This window comes from Methylotuvimicrobium sp., from assembly GCF_050611805.1.
Taxonomy (GTDB): Bacteria; Pseudomonadota; Gammaproteobacteria; order Methylococcales; family Methylomonadaceae; genus Methylotuvimicrobium.
The window spans coordinates 1-20,099 of record NZ_JBNGHF010000025.1; the positions used below are offsets into that span (position 1 = coordinate 1).

The 20,099-nt window shown below is 48.3% G+C and carries 17 protein-coding genes and 1 pseudogene; 17 read left to right on the plus strand and 1 reads right to left on the minus strand.

Features of this window, described 5'->3' with window-relative positions; all coding sequences use genetic code 11:
* The 5 genes and pseudogenes from ACRJJO_RS13060 to ACRJJO_RS13080 all read left to right on the plus strand — a co-directional run.
* A partial coding sequence (locus tag ACRJJO_RS13060; protein ID WP_431066161.1) for a hypothetical protein occupies window positions 1-343 on the plus strand: 343 nt, incomplete at its 5' end.
* Between the two features lie 224 nt (window positions 344-567).
* A pseudogene (locus ACRJJO_RS13065) lies at window positions 568-1,784 on the plus strand (transposase); the annotation flags it as partial.
* Between the two features lie 530 nt (window positions 1,785-2,314).
* The gene (locus tag ACRJJO_RS13070) at window positions 2,315-3,907 is read left to right on the plus strand and encodes an ABC-F family ATPase (protein ID WP_431066162.1); all 1,593 of its coding nucleotides are present in this window, start codon (window positions 2,315-2,317) and stop codon (window positions 3,905-3,907) included.
* A 1,165-nt stretch (window positions 3,908-5,072) separates the two neighbouring features.
* Entirely contained in the window at window positions 5,073-5,327 is a 255-nt protein-coding gene (gene yidD / locus ACRJJO_RS13075; protein ID WP_431066163.1) for a membrane protein insertion efficiency factor YidD, read from the plus strand.
* A gap of 408 nt (window positions 5,328-5,735) precedes the next feature.
* The gene (locus tag ACRJJO_RS13080) at window positions 5,736-7,031 is read left to right on the plus strand and encodes a DUF3754 domain-containing protein (RefSeq protein ID WP_431066164.1); all 1,296 of its coding nucleotides are present in this window, start codon (window positions 5,736-5,738) and stop codon (window positions 7,029-7,031) included.
* Between the two features lie 201 nt (window positions 7,032-7,232).
* Here ACRJJO_RS13080 and ACRJJO_RS13085 read toward each other — a convergent pair whose 3' ends face one another.
* Window positions 7,233-7,622, minus strand: a complete 390-nt coding sequence (locus tag ACRJJO_RS13085; protein ID WP_404357852.1) for a hypothetical protein — start codon at window positions 7,620-7,622, stop codon at window positions 7,233-7,235.
* 379 nt (window positions 7,623-8,001) lie between these two features.
* Between ACRJJO_RS13085 and ACRJJO_RS13090 the strand changes: the two genes are divergently transcribed.
* The 12 genes from ACRJJO_RS13090 to ACRJJO_RS13145 all read left to right on the plus strand — a co-directional run bounded on the left by ACRJJO_RS13090 (window position 8,002) and on the right by ACRJJO_RS13145 (window position 20,095).
* Window positions 8,002-10,134, plus strand: a complete 2,133-nt coding sequence (locus ACRJJO_RS13090; RefSeq protein WP_431066200.1) for an HAD-IIB family hydrolase — start codon at window positions 8,002-8,004, stop codon at window positions 10,132-10,134.
* A gap of 18 nt (window positions 10,135-10,152) precedes the next feature.
* Window positions 10,153-11,001: an HAD-IIB family hydrolase gene (locus ACRJJO_RS13095; protein ID WP_431066165.1), complete on the plus strand. Its 849-nt coding sequence runs from the start codon at window positions 10,153-10,155 to the stop codon at window positions 10,999-11,001.
* Complete coding sequence (locus ACRJJO_RS13100; RefSeq protein ID WP_431066166.1) at window positions 10,994-11,881, plus strand: PfkB family carbohydrate kinase; 888 nt, start codon at window positions 10,994-10,996, stop codon at window positions 11,879-11,881. Before ACRJJO_RS13095 ends, ACRJJO_RS13100 begins: the two co-directional genes overlap by 8 nt.
* Window positions 11,882-12,121: 240 nt before the next feature.
* A complete protein-coding gene (locus ACRJJO_RS13105; RefSeq protein WP_431066167.1) occupies window positions 12,122-14,077 on the plus strand; it encodes an amylosucrase in 1,956 nt (651 codons plus the stop codon).
* Between the two features lie 78 nt (window positions 14,078-14,155).
* The gene (locus ACRJJO_RS13110; RefSeq protein WP_431066168.1) at window positions 14,156-14,818 is read left to right on the plus strand and encodes an ABC transporter ATP-binding protein; all 663 of its coding nucleotides are present in this window, start codon (window positions 14,156-14,158) and stop codon (window positions 14,816-14,818) included.
* A complete protein-coding gene (locus tag ACRJJO_RS13115; RefSeq protein ID WP_431066169.1) occupies window positions 14,805-15,599 on the plus strand; it encodes an ABC transporter permease in 795 nt (264 codons plus the stop codon). Before ACRJJO_RS13110 ends, ACRJJO_RS13115 begins: the two co-directional genes overlap by 14 nt.
* Before the next feature lie 209 nt (window positions 15,600-15,808).
* Window positions 15,809-16,207 carry a YjfI family protein gene (locus tag ACRJJO_RS13120; protein WP_431066170.1) on the plus strand — a complete coding sequence of 133 codons (399 nt, stop codon included), beginning with the start codon at window positions 15,809-15,811 and terminating at the stop codon, window positions 16,205-16,207.
* Between the two features lie 3 nt (window positions 16,208-16,210).
* A complete protein-coding gene (locus ACRJJO_RS13125) occupies window positions 16,211-16,894 on the plus strand; it encodes a PspA/IM30 family protein (protein WP_404357838.1) in 684 nt (227 codons plus the stop codon).
* A 374-nt stretch (window positions 16,895-17,268) separates the two neighbouring features.
* Window positions 17,269-18,315, plus strand: a complete 1,047-nt coding sequence (locus tag ACRJJO_RS13130; RefSeq protein ID WP_431066171.1) for an ion channel — start codon at window positions 17,269-17,271, stop codon at window positions 18,313-18,315.
* Complete coding sequence (locus ACRJJO_RS13135) at window positions 18,308-18,955, plus strand: YjfK family protein (protein WP_431066172.1); 648 nt, start codon at window positions 18,308-18,310, stop codon at window positions 18,953-18,955. Before ACRJJO_RS13130 ends, ACRJJO_RS13135 begins: the two co-directional genes overlap by 8 nt.
* A gap of 76 nt (window positions 18,956-19,031) precedes the next feature.
* Entirely contained in the window at window positions 19,032-19,448 is a 417-nt protein-coding gene (locus ACRJJO_RS13140; protein ID WP_431066173.1) for a DUF350 domain-containing protein, read from the plus strand.
* Between the two features lie 11 nt (window positions 19,449-19,459).
* Window positions 19,460-20,095, plus strand: coding sequence for a DUF1190 family protein (locus tag ACRJJO_RS13145; RefSeq protein ID WP_014147126.1), 636 nt, complete (start codon window positions 19,460-19,462; stop codon window positions 20,093-20,095).
* The last annotated feature ends 4 nt before the right edge of the window (window positions 20,096-20,099 follow it).

Consider the following 20,099-nt stretch of genomic DNA (forward strand, 5'->3'; position numbering starts at 1 on the left):
AGCCCGAGACGCTCTAGCGTCTCGTACCGCTGGAGCGGTACTCAGGCATTCCCACACAGAGCATAGGAACGAGAATGGCCGTGGGACTGAATACTCACAACGTAGGACGCGGGCCGGGCAATGGTTTTCTTACGCATACGATGGGCTTGATAGGCTCGTCGAGAAAATCCGTCCTGACGGGGCTCCAGTTGAGAGTGAATATGATCTCAGCGGGATAAAAACCAAAGTTAGTGAAAATAACCGCAACTGGCTCTATGAGCGCGACAGCCTTGGACGCTTGATAAAATCCATCAATCCATCAGGCAAAACGGTGCAATACGGATATGACGGTAATGACAATTGAACCCGGTTAACCTACCCCGATGGCTTCATCGTAAACTATGACTATGACACGCTAGATCGTCTTGTCACGATAAAACAAGAAGATGTCACTCTTGCCGTATATAGTCAGCAATTCTCAATTTAAAACCTTATCCTCTATAATGTTTGAATTTTCAACCTGCACGGAAGCTTATAGCCAGCCCCTTTCAGCCTTCAACGAAACCGGTACCCTTTACAGCGCGCTCATTGATTGACCAAACCCGCGCCGCATTTAGCACACTACCGGACAGCCGAAAAACGGCCACCAGCAACAACCTGAAATATGCCGTCGAAGATGCTGCGTTAAGCGCTTTTTCCGTGTTTTTCACCCAAAGCCCCTCGTTTTTAGATTACCAAGTGCGCATGCAAAAAACCTATGGAAAAAATAATGCGCAATCGTTGTTTGGCGTGCACCAAATCCCCAGCATGAATCAAGTCCGGAACATTCTCGACCCGATCCCGCCACAAACGGTCTATCCGGTGTTCGCGGAAATTAGCGAGGGGCTGCATCAGAACGGTTATTTAAATCCGTATCGCCGAATCGGCAATACGCTGCTCATCGCACTTGACGGCACCGACTTTTTTGCCTCGGAGAAACTTTCCTGCCCGCATTGCACACGGCAAACTCTGAAAAACGGCAAGACACTGCATCGGCATACTGCCGTAACACCGGTGATTGTGGCGCCCGAACAACCCCAAGTTGTGCCCTTGCCCCCCGAGTTCGTCCACCCGCAAGATGGCCAGGAAAAGCAAGACTGCGAACTGGCGGCGGCCAAGCGTTGGTTGGACGCTTGGGCGCACGCTATTCGTCATGGGGCGCGATGTTGCTCGGCGACGATCTGTATTGTCATCAAGACTTTTGCCAAAGGGCCATCGCGCAGGGTTTTCATCTCCTGCTGGTCTGCAAACCGGATTCCCATCCCGCGTTATACGACTGGCTCGCCGATTTTGAGCATACCGGCCAGGTGCGGGTCGTGGTACACAAACGCTGGAACGGTACTCACACTATCACCCAGCGTTATCGCTACATGCACCATCTACCACTACGCAACAGCGATGATGCCCTGATGCTTAATTGGTGCGAATTGACAGAAACCACCGAGGACGGGAAAGTACTCTACCGCAATGCTTGGGTGACAACCCATGACAACGACGATGAAACGGTCATTAACATCGCGGCTTCAGGCCGGTGCCGTTGGAAAATTGAAAACGAAAACAATAACGTGCTCAAGAACCACGGCTATCATTTCGACCATAACTTCGGCCACGGTCAACAACATTTGGCGAATTTGATGGCCACGCTAGTGCTGCTCGCCTATTTGCTTCATACCACGCTGGATTGGGTCGATACCTATTACCGAGCCGTGGGCGGCTTACTGCCCTCGCGCCGGACTTTTTTTGAACATCTTCGCGCTTTAATGCAGTATTTTCCTTTCAACGACTGGGATCATTTGATGCAGTTTATGCTGAAAGGACTCAACGGCATAATTCCTGGCTCCGGGTAGGGTTTTAAAATGAGTATTGCTGCTACTCCACCTTCTATTTGACACCATGAGAGGGATGGGCATAAGCCCAATTTGGTGCCTATTCTATGATGCGTTTATGGCTTTATTCGTCATCTCGGTTGGGTTGTCGATATCCAGGTTATATGGATGTGAAGCTACGCAGAGTCTCGGTGGCACTGGAATCCGCCACAAATCCGTATGGAACGGATTTGCATTTACCCGAAGGGCTCCGGGCAGGATAGCCCGGAGTGAATCCCTAGCGGAACGACGCGTTCCTTTCTTAAGTTGGCGCTTATGGGCAACCTCGTTATTTCAAGCCGATCGGCTCTTTTTGAAAACTAGACGTTTTTTCGCTCGGATGGGCGTAGTTTTTAATTAACTCTCTTTTACCCTGCTAAACCGGTTAAAATGGGCGGTTTTTTACAACACTTATACATCCGGACAAAAACTTGATTTCAACAGCTAATATCACCATGCAATTCGGGGCAAAACCCCTGTTTGAAAATATTTCCGTCAAATTCGGTGAGGGCAACCGTTACGGCCTGATCGGCGCTAACGGTTGCGGTAAATCGACTCTCATGAAAATTCTAAGCGGCGAATTAGAACCTTCCGCCGGTAACGTCAGTATCGGTCCGAATGAGCGTTTGGGCAATTTGCGGCAGGATCAATTTGCGTTCGAGACATTTACGGTACTGGATACCGTCATCATGGGCCATGAAGAGCTATGGCGCGTTAAACAGGAGCGCGACCGCATTTATTCGCTGCCGGAAATGAGCGAAGAAGAAGGAATGCAAGTTGCCGAGCTGGAAGTAGAATTCGCGGAACTGGACGGGTATACCGCCGAATCCCGTGCCGGCGAATTGCTGCTAGGCTTGGATATTCCTCAGGAACAGCATGCCGGCTTGATGAGTGCCGTGGCGCCCGGCTGGAAATTGCGCGTCTTGTTAGCGCAAGCCTTATTTGCCGATCCCGATATTCTACTGTTGGATGAGCCGACTAATAACCTTGATATCAACACGATTCGCTGGCTGGAAAATATTTTGAACGAGCGCGACTCGACGATGATTATCATTTCGCATGACCGCCATTTTTTGAATAGCGTCTGTACGCACATGGCGGATTTGGATTACGGCGAACTGCGTATTTATCCGGGGAATTACGACGAATACATGACCGCGGTCACCGAAGTGCGAGAACGTCTGTTGGCCGGCAATGCCAAAAAGAAAGCCCAAATTGCCGAATTACAAACCTTTGTCAGCCGGTTTTCGGCCAATGCATCTAAAGCCAAGCAAGCCACTTCACGCGCCAGACAATTAGAAAAAATCAAGCTGGACGAAGTGAAGCCGTCTAGTCGAGTCAATCCCTTCATTCGTTTCGATCAAGATAAAAAGCTGCATCGCTTGGCGTTGGAAGTGGAAGGTTTGAGCAAAGGCTATGGCGCCGACCCCTTGTTCAAAGATCTCAAGCTCATGGTTTCAGTCGGTGAACGCGTCGCGGTGATCGGTCCTAACGGCATAGGTAAAACCACCTTGCTTCGTACTCTAGTGCGAGATTTGATTGCCGATGACGGGGTGATCAAATGGTCGGAAAATTCCAGCGTCGGTTATTATGCGCAAGACCATGCCGGTGACTTTGCCGAAGACATTACGTTGACGGAATGGATGGGCCAATGGCGGCAGCCCGGCGATGACGATCAAACTATTCGCGGCACTTTAGGCCGCTTGTTGTTTTCGCAGGATGATATTCACAAATCGGTCAAAGTGCTGTCCGGCGGCGAAAAAGGCCGGATGCTGTTCGGCAAATTGATTTTGCAAAAAAACAATATAATGGTCATGGACGAACCGACCAATCACTTAGATATGGAATCGATAGAATCGTTGAATACCGCGCTGGAAAACTACCCCGGAACACTGGTTTTCGTCAGCCATGACCGGGAATTCGTGTCCTCATTGGCAACCCGGATCATTGAATTGACTCCGCAGGGTATCGTCGATTTTAACGGCAATTATGAGGATTATTTGGCCAGCCAAAGTTTGAATTAAGGCTGAGGGTACAGTAAACGATAAATTTTCTAAAAGTTACTCAAGCGGAGCGTTTTCAAATATCAATATACTCATCGTAGATGAAAATTCGACCTCGGGGTGCCCGTTAAAGGACGCCGTAAACCCAGCACCTAAATTATCCAAGAAAATTAACCATGGCCAATGGGCTATGGAATTTAGGTGCTGGGTAAATACGTCCATGTAGGCTCTATGCCAGCTCCATGCTGGCAAAGCCTTTATCGAGCACCCCGAGGCCTCCTCCGGCACTGCCGAAATTTGAAGTGCGAAAGGTATAAATCGTAGGTGCTCTTTTTCAGTAAGTAAGAAAGAAGTATGTTTGGCGCTGGGTTATGCTTAAGCGCAATTTGTTTTGATTTTATGCTGTTACCCAAGCTCCAGCTTGGGTAACCTGTTCAGGAAGCTCTAGCTTCCCGATAATCAAGAAAGATTGAAAGAGCGAGCGAGTCGGGGGTGATTGAGAATGCGCGGAGGTTGTGTCGGTCTCAGGAAGCTGGAGCTTCCGGTGTGTCTTTCCCAAGCTGGAGCTTGGGAAAGAGCGTGATGTGGGTTGGCCGTTTTTAGCTTGACGCGCATGGCTTGCGAACCCCGTCCTGCTAAGGATATGCTGATCTTTGGGCTTTAGCTGAAGAAACTTGCTAATCAGGAAATAACTTCTATAAGTGTTAGGCTTTGCTGCGGTTCGGTGACTCGCTTGAAAGGACGCCGTGAACCCAGCACCTAAATTAGCCAAAATAGTTAACCATGGCCAATGGGCTATGGAATTTAGGTGCTGGGTGAATACGTCTATGTAGGCTTGACGGCGGAATCTGATTGCTATGAATGGCGTGTATTAGGGCTCCAACAGTAGGCGTTTTAGGCGATGCAGGGCAGAAAAATGCTCCTGCATTTTCTGCATTCGTTACATCCTTGTAACTCAGCAATTGCCGAGGAGCAAAAATCTGCAAACGCCATGGATGGCGTGAATGCAGATTTTGCAGGAGCAAAAATCTGCCCTGCCGCCGACACCTGTCAATCGAGCCACCGAACACCCTTCCAAAGTTGTCGACGTTATTTCATGCTTGTTCCTAAGTAAGTAAGAAAGAAGTATGTTTGGCGCTGGGTTATGCTTAAGCGCAATTTGTTTTGATTTTTGGAGAATTTGACGATGTTGACTAAAGGGGTGCAATCTTTGTTGCTTGGAATAGTCCGTTTTTACCGGCTTGTCATTTCTCCTCTTTTGCCGCCTTCGTGCCGGTATCAGCCTACCTGTTCCGAATATGCGATAGAAGCGATCACTCGACATGGTCCATTTAAAGGCTTGTGGCTGACGTTAAAAAGACTTGGTCGATGTCATCCGTGGGGCAGTCACGGCTATGACCCGGTTCCGCCCAAAGAGCCGGACACGACTAATAAGTCCTGAATATGCGCTATTTCCGGCGAATCGTTAATCAAACACTCTTCCATGGGTTTTGGCGGCAGACCCTGCTGTGCCGGTATCCTCGTCAAGTCACAGCTCGAATTTCTTAAAAACTAGAAGTTTTTTCGTTCAAAAAAGAGTAGCGCCGGAAGCGGGCGCTTAACAATCTGCTAGCATTAATCCTGATTAGCAAGATGCTTCAACTTGCCGAAGCCGAGTGTCCGGGCAAGGGAAGTCGTAGTCGCAGCCACTCCTTCATGAAGCTCCCTAAAAAAACTCAGGGACTCTGTCAGATTTATTCGTACAAATAAAGTCTGAAAAAGTGGCTTAAAATTGTTGGCCATTTTTGGCTCAGTTTAATTGGCCATTAAGCAGTATTCTTTCGCAGGCTTTATTACAGGAGAAGCGAGGATGTTAGATAAAGAGATGAGCTTTGATCAAGAGAGTATGCTAGAGCATTTCATTCCGGTGGATATAAATGATTTAATCGCCGGATTATTGACCGAGTTGGATTTGCCGGAGGAAGAAAAGCGACTGTTCAAACAGTTTTGTAAAATTTTTCTTGCGCTTTATCACGCCCATTTTTTTACAAAATTGCAAAGTCTGAAACACAATTATTTACCGTTCAGTCCCGATCGCACGACATTGTTGTTGCAAACGCATTCAAACGAAGCATTGCAAGTCATGCAAAACACTTTGATCGAGGAGATCAAGGGCATCATCACCAAGGCCAACTACAGGCCAATTGGTCAAGAAGAACTGAATCAGGCATTATCTGAAACTTCGCCTTACGGTTTGGATTTATCCATCGATTTCGACGATTTCGATGAAATACATTTGTACTATCGGGGATGGGCTAGCCGGACCGAGCAAAAACGCTCTTGGCGGACATTTTTTTTAACGCCCGAAACAATCGAAATTCCAATTTATCGAAGATTATTTTTGGTGCTAAAACTGAAACCGGCAAAGAAAACAGAGGGAACTACGTCGTTTTTCTCTGATCCCAAAGCCTTTATGCTCGATAAATGGCGTCAGCTATTTCAGATGCAAATGTCTCAAGAGGGAGATAATTCGGTTATCTATCTCAAGTTGTTCAAAGACATTCCACGGGCCGATTTGGAAATGTTGTTTCCGAATACCCGCGTGGAAATGCGACGGCTCGATAAGTTTAAGATAGGAGTTGGCGGTGGGGGAGGTGTCATAGGCGGAATTTTTACTGTCGTGTCGAAATTGGCGCGAGCCGCGCATCCTGCTGCGATCCTGTTGGCGGTTGCCAGCTTCATGGGGTTGATGTGGAGGCAAGCCGGAAAAGTGTTGTCAAGCCGTAACCGCTATCTTTCCGTGCTAGCCAAAAGCCTGTATTTTCATAATCTCGACAACAATTTGGGTGTTTTGTCCAATCTGATCGAAATGGCAGAGGAAGAGGAATGCAAAGAAGCCATACTCGCTTATGGATTATTATTGCACAAACAGCATCAGGGCTGTTCGGCGCATCAGTTGGATAGGTTGATCGAAGATCATTTGCAGAAGCTCTATGGCGTCGAAGTCGATTTCGAGATGAGTGATGGCATACGCAAATTGAGCGAAGCGGGCTTGATCGAAGAGACTCTCGATCATTTGATAAAGCCCTGTTCTCTTAACGATGCACTGCTTCGACTGGACCAGGAATGGGATGGTTTGTTTTCTTTTGAAAATTGTTCTGCATGACTTTCTTAACCGATATCGTTTTAAATTTAACAAAGTAAATCATTGCGCGTAGCGCATATACATAATCTTTACCATTCTAATTTCGGAGCTGGGTGAATGTCGATTTTGCAGGAGCAAAAATCGACTGAACACCCCGAAGCCCCATACGCTATACCGAAATTTGATGAGATAGATATACAACGTAACTTGATTGCCTGCGTGTTATTTTTTGGTCATGAAAAAATAATTCGATCGGCATTTAAGAATCATTTTGTCGTTTTCTTTTTCAATTGCGGTGCAAGTTTCCATTCTAGAGCGGCCCGGCGCGGCTTGTTTAACCAATTTGCCGTCTTCGACCGAATAGTTCAATACTGCGCGCAGTGTATCGATCCGGGCGTGAACGTCCGATTCTTGAGACTTTCCTTCCATAGTGCCGTCTTCCCTGAACGACCAAGTAGTATTCAAGCTTCTGGATTTGGTGCCTTCGCGGTCGACCGATTCCTTATCGATTTGCCAGGTGCCGATTAGATCGGCTTGGGTTAACTGAACATCGGCATTCACGGAAAAAGCAAAAAATAGGAGCGTAAAAGTTGAAAATTTAGTGAATTGCATAATAAAACCTTTTAATTGTTTTTAGGAGTCGAGGATTGTAGCACAGAAAAGCCTTTCGTTAAGTATGGTATTTAATAATAACATAGTATTTTCATAGGTTTATACTTGCTTTGCTACTCCCTTCATGCTCAAAAATGGTTATACCCATCGTAGATCAAAATTCGGCACCGGGGCGTCCTGTCGGGCGAGTGACCGTACCCTCAGCAACCCTCGCACTTTCATTTGCCGGGGCGATACCAAGCCTACACGACCGTTATGGTGAAATGCTTTTTCTAGGATAATGGGCAAAGGGTTCAAGGTGATCCGGTGGATGCCGCAAGTTAGTGTCACTTGAGATAGTTGTTCGTGAATGAGAGAATACAATTTATCTCCAGCTGAAATGAGTTCGATCATGACGAGCAAGAAGGTTTCGCATTATATTCTTTTGATCAGTGTTCACGGCCTGATACGCGGACGAGATTTAGAACTGGGACGCGATGCCGATACCGGAGGTCAGACCAAGTATGTCGTGGATTTAGCGAGGGCTTTAGCGTGCCAACCTTCGGTAGGTCGGGTTGATTTAGCAACGCGATTGGTTGATGATTCCGAGGTTGGTGCAGATTATCGCGAAGCGCTTGAGCCGCTGGATAAAAACGCGCAAATCGTCCGGATTCCGGCCGGCCCCGAAGGCTATATCAAGAAAGAGGAGCTTTGGGATTATCTCGATATTTTCGCCGACAATTTGTTGGAGTGGTTACGGCAGCAGCCGCGCATGCCGGATGTGATTCATAGTCATTATGCCGACGCCGGCTATGTGGGCGTGCGGTTGTCGCTTTTGACCGGTATCCCATTGGTGCATACCGGGCATTCACTGGGCAGAGACAAGCTCGGTCGTTTACTTGCTATGGGCTTACCGAATGATTTGATCGAGCAGCGTTATCATATTTCCAAAAGAATCAGCGCCGAAGAGGATGTGCTGGCCAATGCCGAATTGGTCGTGACAAGTACCCGCAACGAGATTGCCGAACAATACGAGCTCTACGACTATTATCAGCCGGAACGCATGGTCGTGATTCCGCCGGGAACCGATCTGGAGCAGTTTCATCCTCCTGAAAACAAGGTAAAAATAGCCTTTGGCAAATCGCTGGAGCCTTTTTTGAATAATCCTAAAAAACCGATGATTCTGGCTTTGTCGCGTCCTGACGAACGCAAGAACATAGTTTCGTTAGTTCATGCTTACGGCGAGTCTCTCGAATTACAGAAATTAGCGAATTTAGTGATCGTAGCCGGCAATCGCGACGATATCCGGGAAATGGACGAAGGCGCGCAAGCGGTGTTGACCGAAATTCTATTATTGGTCGATTACTATGATTTATACGGCCATATTGCGATCCCTAAGCACCACAAACAGGAGGATGTTCCGGATATTTATCGCTTGGCCGCGCAATCGAAAGGCGTGTTCGTCAATCCGGCATTGACCGAGCCGTTCGGTTTAACTTTACTCGAGGCGGCCGCATGCGGATTGCCGCTGGTTGCGACCGAAAACGGCGGCCCGGTCGATATTATCGGTGCTTGCCATAACGGTATTCTCGTCGATCCGCTAGATAGCAGTGCGATAGCGAATGCGTTGCTGGAAATTTTAAGCAGCCCGAAAAAATGGGAAAAATTTTCCGAAAAAGGCCTTAAAAATGTTCGGAAACGCTATTCCTGGAATACGCATGCACAAAAGTATCTTGAGACGATACAGCCATTATTGGAGCATCATCCGGAGTTCCCGAAAGTGGCGCGCGTGCGAGGCGATTTGAGCTATCGCGATCGAGCCGTTTTTTCCGATATCGATCAAAGTTTATTGGGCAGCGCCGAGGGTTTGAAAGCGTTTGCCGCTTATTTGGCCGAGAATCGAAAAAAAGTTTTTTTCGGTGTCGCGACCGGCCGCAGACTCGATTCGGCGATGACTATTTTAAAGAGAAACGGCCTGCCGGTACCGGATGTATTAATCACCAGCTTGGGAACCGAAATTGTCTATTCGCCGCAAATGACGCCGGACAGCGCTTGGGCAAGACATATCGATTATCACTGGAATAGCAAGGCCATACGCCGCATTATCGGGGAATTGCCCGGTTTGACTTTACAGCCCAAAAGCGAGCAAAGCCGATTCAAGATTTCCTATCATTACGATGCCGAGCAGGCACCGACGGTAGAAGAAATTCAGACATTGTTGCGTCAGGAGGAGCAGGCGGTCAATGTGTATATCTCCTTCGGGCAATTTTTCGACATCGTTCCGGTGCGTGCATCGAAAGGTTTGGCCTTGCGTTATTTCGCCCAGCAGTGGAATCTGCCGTTGGAGCGTATTCTAGTCGCCGGCGGTTCCGGCGCCGATGAAGACATGATGCAGGGTAATACCTTAGCGGTTGTCGTCGCTAATCGGCATCGCGAGGAATTGTCGGGTTTACGCGAGCCCGAGAGGATTTATTTTGCGGCGCAACCCTTTGCGCTCGGTATCATCGAGGCAATAGAACATTATGATTTTTAAGCGACTGAGAGCAGAATTATGACCGATCGGCTTTTGCTTTGTACCGACCTTGATCGAACCTTATTGCCGAACGGCAATGTGCCGGAATCGGCGATGGCGAGGGTTTATTTCAAGGCCTTGGCGCGGCATTCCGGGTCCACGCTGGCATATGTGACCGGTAGGCATCAGGCCTTAGTCCAGCAAGCGATAGCCGAATACGATTTGCCGTTGCCGGATTACGTGATCGGCGATGTAGGAACGACGATTTATCAAGTCGTCGATCATGAATGGCAAGAGTGGTCGCAATGGAGTCATGAAATCGAACCGGATTGGGCCGGACGCGAACATGCCGAGATGCATCGTTTGTTCAGCGAATTGTCCGAATTAACGCTACAGGAAGGCGCGAAGCAAAATCGTTTCAAGCTCAGTTATTATGTATCGGCAGCAATCGATCCGAAGCCTTTGTTGACTGAAATGAGAAAACGCTTGGCGTCGCACTCGATTCGGGCAGAGCTCATTTACAGTGTCGACGAAACCACACATACTGGGTTGCTGGATGTTTTACCGGCTTGCGCGACTAAGTTTCATGCAGTCGAGTTTTTAATGAAGCAGCTCGGCTTTTGTTTGGATGACACGGTTTTCGCCGGCGATAGCGGTAACGATCTGCCGGTGTTGACCAGCCCGATTAACTCGGTATTGGTCGCCAATGCGACCGACGAGATACGCAAGCAGGCGCTGCAGTTGGCTCGGGAGCAATCGACCGAGCAGTCCTTGTATTTGGCTGAAGGCGGTTTTCTCGGAATGAACGGCAATTACAGTGCCGGTATTTTAGAAGGCGTTGTGCATTATTTACCCGAAATCAAACACTGGATTATTGGCGATGAATAAAAATCCGATCACTATTTTCGGCGAGGTTTTGTTCGATCATTTTCCCGATGGCAGCCGGGTACTCGGCGGCGCGCCGTTCAATGTCGCCTGGCATTTGCAGGCCTTCCGGCAAGAACCGCATTTTATCAGTCGAGTCGGTCAGGATGCGACCGGAGACTCGGTCATTGCCGCGATGCATAAGTGGGGCATGGATATGTCGGGTTTGCAAAGGGATAGCCGGCATCCTACCGGTGTCGTCGATATCGTCATCGAGCAGGGTGAGCCCGCCTATACGATCGTGCCGGAACAAGCCTACGATTATATTGATGAAGCCGAGCTTCAAGATACGGAGCGTCCCGGTTTGCTTTATCACGGCACGCTGTCCTTGCGTCAGCCGGTTTCAAGGACGGCTTTGGACGTTCTTAAAGACGCACACAAGGGGCGTATCTTCATGGATGTCAATTTGCGTGAACCTTGGTGGCAAAAAGACCAAGTGCTTGAATGGCTCGGTCAAGCCGATTGGGTCAAGCTGAATCATCATGAGTTGGCGGCGCTTTATCCGGTTTCCGGCGATCTTAAGGCCGATATGCGGCGCTTTGTCGAGCTTTACCGATTACAAGGATTGATCGTCACGAGCGGCAAGCAAGGCGCGTTTGCGACTGATCGTCATGGTGAGTCGTGCCGGGTTACGCCGGGCGAAATCGCCCAAGTCATCGATACGGTCGGTGCCGGTGATGCGTTCGCTTCGGTGATGCTACTCGGTCTCAATCTCGATTGGCCGCTGCAAATCACGATGGAGCGAGCGCAAGCGTTTGCTTCCGCCTTGGTCGGGCAAAGAGGTGCGACGGTCAGCGATCCTGTATTTTATGAACCGTTCATAGCAGCTTGGGATCTAGACTAAGCTATCTATACCTTTCGCACTTCAAATTTCGGCAGTGCCTGAGGAGGCACCGGGGTGTGCGACAAAGGCTTTGCCAGCATGGAGCTGGCATAGAGCCTACAGGGATGTATTCACGGCGTCCTTTGACGGGTACCCCGGTGCCGGATTTTGATCCACGATGGGTATATTCTTTAGTCGTTACCGTGCAGAGCCTTAGCGCTACCGGTTTACGAAACTTTACATTTTCTCCGCATACTAACCATGTACGAACAGATTTCGCATTCCTTATTAAATGAAATTTTAGATGATCTCAAGCCGGAAATCCGCAGGCAGGATTTACGGCATTTTTATACGCGTCTCGGTGCGAATTTTTATGCGATTCATAATCTGTTTCATCATCTATACGGCCGCCGCGACGACTTCAAGGAGCAAATGCTCAAGTTGGTCGAAACCTTGGCCCGGCAATATATTCAGCGGCCGGAAGAGTTGGAGAAACTCGATATCGCGCGGGAAAACGATCATAACTGGTTTTTGAATCAAAAATGGGTCGGTATGGCTTTGTACAGTGCCGGGTTTGCCGACGACTTGGCCGGCGTGGCGGATAATACCTCTTATTTTCAAGAGCTCGGCGTCAATTTGGTGCACATCATGCCGATTCTCGAGTGTCCGACCGGACGCAGCGACGGCGGTTATGCGGTCAGTAATTTTCGGCAGATCGATAGCCGTGTCGGCAAATTAGAAGATTTACAGAGGGTTTCAAGCGAGTTCAGAAAACGCGATATTCTGTTGACCTTGGACGTTGTGTTGAATCATACCTCGGACGAGCATGAATGGGCGAAGCGGGCGAAGGCAGGAGAGCAAAAATATCAGGATTATTATTACATCTTCGATAATCGTGAAATTCCCGATATGTTCGAACAAAGCATGCCCGAAATTTTTCCGGAAACCGCTCCGGGAAATTTTACCTGGGACGAAACCCTGCAGAAATGGGTGATGACGGTCTTCAATGATTATCAATGGGATCTCAACTACAGTAACCCTTCGGTATTCATCGAAATGCTCGACGTGATTCTTTTTTGGATCAATCAAGGCGCGGATATTATCCGGCTCGATGCGGTTGCTTTTTTATGGAAGAAGATGGGCACGACCTGTCAAAACGAACGCGAAGCGCATCTGTTGCTGCAGTTGATGAAAGACTGTTGCCAAGTAACCGCGCCGGGATCCTTGTTTATTGCTGAGGCGATCGTCGCGCCGGTCGAGATTACTAAATATTTCGGCGAGGACGCGATTATCGCGAAAGAGTGTGAAATCGCCTATAACGCGACGCTGATGGCCTTGCTTTGGGATGCGTTGGCGACGCGCAATAGCAAATTACTGTATCAGGGTTTGAAAAGCCTGCCCGATAAATTGGAGCGAGCGACTTGGTTGAATTATGTGCGTTGCCATGACGATATCGGCCTAGGTTTCGATGATAACGATGTGCGGCATGTCGGTTATGATCCAGTCGCACATCGTCGCTTTCTGGTCGATTTCTATACAGGGGTTTATGAGGACTCGATCGCGAGCGGCGTGCCGTTCATGCGTAACGACAAAACCGGCGATGCGCGGATTGCCGGGTCGCTGGCTTCGCTGGCCGGCCTTGAGACGGCGCTTCAGTCCGACGACGAGCATGCGATCGATATCGCGCTGAACAAAATCATATTAATGCATAGCGTGATATTTTCATTCGGCGGCCTTCCGCTTCTGTATTACGGCGATGAGATCGCCACCTTCAATGATCACAGTTATCTCGATCAACCCGATAAGGTCAATGACAGCCGCTGGATTCACCGGCCCAAGATCGATTGGGAACGGGCCGAGCAACGTAAAAAACAAGGTACGGTCGAGCATGCCGTATTTAACGCATTGAAAAAAATGATTGCGATTCGCAAGGAAACCACGGCTTTTGCCGACTTCAATAATCGGCAGTTGATCGAGTGCGAAAACCCGCATATTTTTTCGTTTATCCGTTACGATCATAATCGTCCTTCGGAGCAAGTGCTGGTGATTTGTAATTTCAGCGAACAAGCGCAGCGTATCAAGATGGAAAAATTTAATACGGCGGGGTTTGGCATTTACGGACAAATCAGCGATTTATACACCGGCAAGCGTCCGACTGAATTCGACCAGCAACTGGTCATTCAGCCGTGCCAGTTTTATTGGTTGACTGAGTATTGAGTAGAGAATAGTTAGCAGTGAATAGTGAATAGGGCAAGTAGTGAGTTCGGGCGTATGTTCTTTTAAACCATTAACTTAATGAATCCAATCATTCGATTCGATCAAGTATCGGTAGCGGTTCGTGAAAAAACCATCCTATCCAATATTAGTTTTGCCCTGTTCCCCGGCGAAAAAGCAGTTTTATGCGGTAAGTCGGGTTCCGGCAAGAGTAGCGTGTTGAGAGCATTTATCGGGCTTCATGCCGTCGCCTCCGGGGGCGTCTATTTTCAGCAGATGCAGTTGACTCCTGCATCGGTCCATATGATCCGAAGTGCGACGGCCTATATCGGCCAAGAGCCCATACTTGGCGCCGAGACCGTACGCGAAGCTTTATTATTGCCTTTTCAGTTTAAAACCCATCGGAATCAAAGGCCTCCGGATGCTCGGCTGGTTGAAGTATTGAATCGCTTGCATCTGTCGGTCGATATTTTAAAGCGAAAATGTAGCCGAATTTCCGGTGGTGAAAAACAACGGATTGCATTGGCGCGAGGGCTGCTATTAGGTAAAAGCTTGTATTTGTTGGATGAGATTACCAGTGCATTGGATGCGGAAAGCAAACAAGCTGTATTCGATGTGTTTTCCGACCCTCAATTGACGGTGCTTTCGGTCGCTCACGATACTGAGTGGCTGGCGCGCTGCGATCGTATTTTAGAACTGGAAGCGGGCCGCTTGGTTCGGGAAAGAATACATGGAAACGCTTGATATCGAATTGCCGCGAATGGCGCTGCTGTATGGCCTTTGTCTACTGCCTTGGTTATTGTTGCGAATGCTTGGCTTGCTGCTGAGCCGAGATATCGGCATTAGCGTTTTACGGATGAGCGTGCAGTTGGCCTTGGTTGGGTTTTATCTGAAGTGGCTGTTCGAACTCAACAATCCTTGGTTCAATGGCTTATGGATATTGGTGATGCTTTTGGTCGCCGATTTCAGCATTTTACGTCGAGCGGGCCTTAAAGTACGTTATTTTGCGTTGGTCACGTTTATAGCCATTGCTTTCAGTATTCTGTTTTCTGCCGCATTTTTGGTGTTTTGGGTAATTCGGCCGGCGCTTTTTTACGATGCGCGATATGTCGTTCCGTTGGCCGGCATGATTCTAGGCAACTGTCTGCAAGGCAACGTGATCGCATTAGAGCGATTCTATTCGGCATTACGCAAGAACGAGAACGAGTACGCGACTTTTTTGATGCTAGGCGCAACGCGTATGGAGGCAGTTCGGCCATATTTTCGGGATGCGATAAAAGCTGCAATCAATCCGACGATCGCCGGCATGGCGACGATGGGATTGGTTTCTTTGCCCGGCATGATGACCGGACAGATTCTCGGCGGCAGCGAACCCTGGGTAGCCGTAAAATATCAAATCGCAATTATGGTCTGTATTTTCACTAGCACCACACTGGCTACGATCATCAATTTAAAGCTTAGCTTAAAAAGCGCATTCAATGATTTTGATGTGTTGAGAGACGAAGTGATAGATAAACGGTCTTGATGGTCAAGAATCGTTCGGTTTTGGCAGGGGAGGAGCGCCTGTCGAGAACTATAGCTCCTCAATCGTCGAAATTAGATTCGGTCGTATTTCACAAAAAACTGATGATTTTGTTCTACCTTTTATATGTTAAAAACAGGTTTGTGCTATCGTAATCCTTCATCTAGAATTTTGTCAGGCTCTTTTGCCGATGTCATGCTACAGGAGAAACTATGAGTTGGAATCTTATCGAATTGGAACGTCTATTGAATGAAAGCGACGGTTATCAAGTTGCTAGGGAAGAATCTTGTTTGCGTATCACTAATGGCGACGGACTAGATGCTTATCTAGCGGTTAGCGGCGAACAAATCCTGGTCGAGTCCGTATTATTCGCAAAAAAAGAGATTAAAGACTGCGCCTTGCTCAATGAAGATATATTGAGAACTCATCAAGTTTTTCCTTTAACGGCTATTGCTATTACTCATATCGATGATGAAGATTATTATATGGCTTTCGGCGCATTGTCGAGTCAGTCAAAAGAAGAGAGTATTATCATCGAAGTCGATACACTGTTCCAGAATGTGCGTGCATTTTTGGATGCCTACCAAAATCATTTGATTAATGGAGTTTAAGCTATGAGTGTTTGGAATAAATTAGTCACTGCGATCAAGGGCGGCGCTAACGAAGCTGCGGAGGCTGTTGCAGATAGTCAGGCTTTGCGTATATTGGATCAAGAAATTCGGGAAGCGAAAGAAGAACTGCGTAAATCCGACCATGCTTTGACTCAAATCATGGCGAAAAGAAAGCTCGCGGAACAAAAGGTATCCGGTTTACAAACCTCGATTGTCGATTATGAGAGTCACGCGCGCAGGGCGGCCGAGAGCGATAGGCAGTTGGCGCTGGAATGTGCGCAAAAAGTCGTGGAATTACGCGAGCAAATGGACGCAGAGCAGCAATACGTCAATCAATTCAATCAGTCGGAGCAAACGCTGCGTCATAAAATTGCCGAGGCGAAAGCGAATTTACGACGAATGGAACAACAAGTCGACATGGTTAAAGCCACCGAGTCGGTACAAAAAGCCCAAGTTTCGGTTTCTTCTCGGCATTTGGGAGCGAACAGCAAAATGAAAACAGCGGCGGAATCCTTAAAGCGTATTCAGGACCGGCAAAACCAGCGCTCTGCCGAGCTGGAAGCCGCCGAAGAATTGCTTGGCGAGGAAAGCGGCGACGCGCTTGAGGCCAAATTGAAAGCGGCAGGCATCACCGGTTCCAACGCAAATGCCGATAGCGAGCTGGAGCGTATTCTCGGCGGTCGTTGAGCCTAATGAGCTACTCCCTTTATACTCAAAAAATGGCTAAGGATTTCGGGATAAATAAAACCCTGGAGCTGTGGGCTTTGTTGAGGGTTCGGTAACTCGTTTGACAGCACGTCGTAACCTAGCACCTAAATTCCATAGGTCTTTGGCAATGATTCAAAATCATGGCTTATTTAGTATTTAGGTGCTGGATGAATTATCCAAGGCAGTTAACCATAGCCAACTGGCTATGGAATTTAGGTTCTGGGTGATAAGTCCCTGTAGTTTCTATGCGCCCTCACCTAACGCTAGGCGAGGGAGTGGCAAAGCCTTTGCCGAGAGCACCCCGGCGCATCCTCTGGCACCGCAGAAATTTGAAGTGCGAAAGTTATAGTTAGATGATCATCCTTTATAAACTTAAGCGATTTTTTATCCAGCATTGCATTATATTGAGTTGGCAAGGTGCGGCTCTCGCTTTGTTGCTTTATGTGAGCATTAGCTACGCTTTGCTTCTTCTTTGCGGCGAAACGGATTTACTGGCTTTGCCGGACTTTCCGTATTGGTTGATAGTCACCGCATCGACCGTCGGTTACGGCGATTTATCTCCTAAGACACATGGCGGCAAAATGACGGCCGCATTGTTCGTGATTCCGTTCGGCTTGAGCCTGTTTGCGATGTTCTTAGGCCGGATCGCTGTTTTTGCGGCCTACCATTGGAAAAAAGGAGTAAATGGTTTGAAACAATTAAACTGCACCAATCACGTTTTGGTGATCGGCTGGGGCGAAATGCGGACCTTGCACCTCATCAGATTGCTGCTCCGTGAACAATTTGGGGCTTTAGAAACGCATAAGATAGTGCTGTGCGCGAAAGCCGAGATCGAGAACCCGATACCTGATCAAATCGATTTCGTTAAGGTCGATAGTTATAACGATGACGTGCAAATGGATCGAGCATGTCTTGAAAAAGCCTCAACGATCATTATCGATACGCCAGAAGATGATGTCACGATGACGACCGCACTGTATTGTGCAAGTCGTAATAATAGCGCGCACATGATCGCTTATTTCAATGATGAAAAACTCAGTCAATTGCTGAAAACGCATTGCCCGAACATTGAATGCACGCCTTCGGTAGATGTCGAGATGCTGGCTAAATCCGCCATGCATCCCGGCTCCAGCGCGTTGCATCAGGACTTGTTGAATGTTCAGGACGGCATGACGCAGTATTCGATCAAATATCCGGCTCAATCCAAAAGTGTTTTATTAGGCGATTTGTTTTTTCCGCTTAAACAAAAACATGACGCGATTTTGATTGCCGTCGGCGGCGCCAAGGGTAGCGTCATGCTCAACCCACCGTTGACGCACATGATTCATCCGGGCACGATGATTTATTACATTGCCGATGAACGCATCGACGGCCTCGATTGGGAGAAGCTGTGTGTTTAGCAAATGGTTCAAAAAAAACGACGCCGAAGAAACAATTCGGAGCCCTGAAATCATTGGTTTGAGGCTAGGCGGCGCATTTGAGTTGGACGCGCTGCGGCTCAAGCTGATCGAGCCCTTGGTTATTTTTGAAGGCGCCGCCAAAACCCAATTTATTCAGGCGGTCGGTGAAGTCAAATTGGATGACAATAGTACGCTTTTGCGGTTTTACACCGATGACGATAGTTTCGTGCAAGTCCTGTTAAACGGCGGCATGACGGAAAATCATATCGAAGACGTCAAGCTTTGGTATTTTTACGATACCAAGGCCGTTGGCAGCCAAGCCGATTGGGATCGCTTAATCAACACCGATATTAGCCGGCCGGAATATACACTTGAGGGTCACCGATTTCTTAGGGTTTGGGAAGGTGTTGGCAATTCCTCGCCGCCGGTGGCCATGACTGAAACGACTTATACGGAAACCGACGGTACGAGCGAAACCGATCAATTCGTGATGCTCTACGAAAGACCGGTCGATGATACGTTGGATGAATTCGCATTGGTTTCAGGGGAAGAAAAAATAATAAACGGGCGTGCCGACCGTTGCTTGGTTATCGCGACCGGCATCAATTTGCAGTCGGCTGACATCACAATTATCGGTTAAGTTATTCTCTGTTGTATTACCGCCGCCTGGTGCCGATTAGTTCAACCCTTCTTTAAAACAACACTAGGAGTCAACTGTGGACGCTTTGATAAATTCTCTGATGGGCCTCAGCAATTTCGCAATGTATTTTTTCTCTTCATTGACTTTGCTACTGATTTTTAAATTTTTGTATGCATTGATCACGCCTCATGATGAATGGAAATTGGTCAAGGAGGATAAAAACGTAGCGGCCGCGATTGGTTTCATCGGTGCTGTCATCGGCTTTGCGATCGCGATTGCAGGAGCTGCCTCCAATTCTGTTTCGTTGCTGGACTTTTGGTTGTGGTCCGTATTCGCATTAATCGCACAGTTGCTTGCTTTTGCCATCATCCGCTTTATTTTCATGCCTAAAATCGTGCAAAGCATCAATGATAATGAAATCTCCGCGGGCGTGGTCTTAGGCGGTTTTTCGATTGCGGTCGGTATTTTGAATGCGGCCTGCATGACCTACTGAGGAGCGATCACATGAAGCGCACAAAAAGCATCAATTTGGACCGAATGAAAAAAAACGGCCCGCGTTTTTGGCTCAAGCCGGTTGCTTTAGCGGTAGCGGGTGTCATGTTAAATGCATGCTCTGACGAAGAACGCGATGCACGGGTTTATACTAGCTTGGACGTTTGTAAGAGCGAAAATCCACAATATGCCGCTGACTGCGAAGCAGCTTATCGCAAGGCGCAGGAAGAGGCCGCTAAAACCGCGCCTAAGTATGCCTCGCGGCAAGACTGCGAGTCAGAATTCGGACTCAATCGCTGCACGACTTATCCGCATGCATCCGGACAAAATTGGTTTATGCCGGCAATGGCGGGATTTATGTTTGCCAGGGCGTTGGATTTTAATCGCGGCTACCAATCCCAACCGGTTTTTACCTCTTATCGCCGCAGCTCTCCTTTTTACAATAATTGGGTGACCGCCGACGGTCGAAGTTACGGCAGCAATCGCAGCACTAACGTAACCGTCGGTAGCGATGCCTTTCAATCCAAGCCCCCGGTCACCAGAACCATTTCTCGCGGCGGTTTCGGTTCAACGGTTGCGGCTAAATCGTCCTGGAGCGGTTCGAGCTCGACCCGGTCAAGTTCAAGAAGCAGCGGTTGGGGCGGCTAGCGAC

Bases quoted from the DNA above. Each gene is read 5' to 3' on its own strand.
- ACRJJO_RS13095 (WP_431066165.1), top strand. From the start codon at position 10,153: ATGACCGATCGGCTTTTGCTTTGTACCGACCTTGATCGAACCTTATTG.
- ACRJJO_RS13120 (WP_431066170.1), top strand. From the start codon at position 15,809: ATGAGTTGGAATCTTATCGAATTGGAACGTCTATTGAATGAAAGCGAC.
- ACRJJO_RS13090 (WP_431066200.1), top strand. From the start codon at position 8,002: ATGAGTTCGATCATGACGAGCAAGAAGGTTTCGCATTATATTCTTTTG.
- ACRJJO_RS13085 (WP_404357852.1), bottom strand. From the start codon at position 7,622: ATGCAATTCACTAAATTTTCAACTTTTACGCTCCTATTTTTTGCTTTT.
- ACRJJO_RS13100 (WP_431066166.1), top strand. From the start codon at position 10,994: ATGAATAAAAATCCGATCACTATTTTCGGCGAGGTTTTGTTCGATCAT.
- ACRJJO_RS13110 (WP_431066168.1), top strand. From the start codon at position 14,156: ATGAATCCAATCATTCGATTCGATCAAGTATCGGTAGCGGTTCGTGAA.
- ACRJJO_RS13125 (WP_404357838.1), top strand. From the start codon at position 16,211: ATGAGTGTTTGGAATAAATTAGTCACTGCGATCAAGGGCGGCGCTAAC.
- ACRJJO_RS13080 (WP_431066164.1), top strand. From the start codon at position 5,736: ATGTTAGATAAAGAGATGAGCTTTGATCAAGAGAGTATGCTAGAGCAT.
- ACRJJO_RS13130 (WP_431066171.1), top strand. From the start codon at position 17,269: ATGATCATCCTTTATAAACTTAAGCGATTTTTTATCCAGCATTGCATT.
- ACRJJO_RS13145 (WP_014147126.1), top strand. From the start codon at position 19,460: ATGAAGCGCACAAAAAGCATCAATTTGGACCGAATGAAAAAAAACGGC.
- yidD (WP_431066163.1), top strand. From the start codon at position 5,073: ATGTTGACTAAAGGGGTGCAATCTTTGTTGCTTGGAATAGTCCGTTTT.
- ACRJJO_RS13115 (WP_431066169.1), top strand. From the start codon at position 14,805: ATGGAAACGCTTGATATCGAATTGCCGCGAATGGCGCTGCTGTATGGC.
- ACRJJO_RS13105 (WP_431066167.1), top strand. From the start codon at position 12,122: ATGTACGAACAGATTTCGCATTCCTTATTAAATGAAATTTTAGATGAT.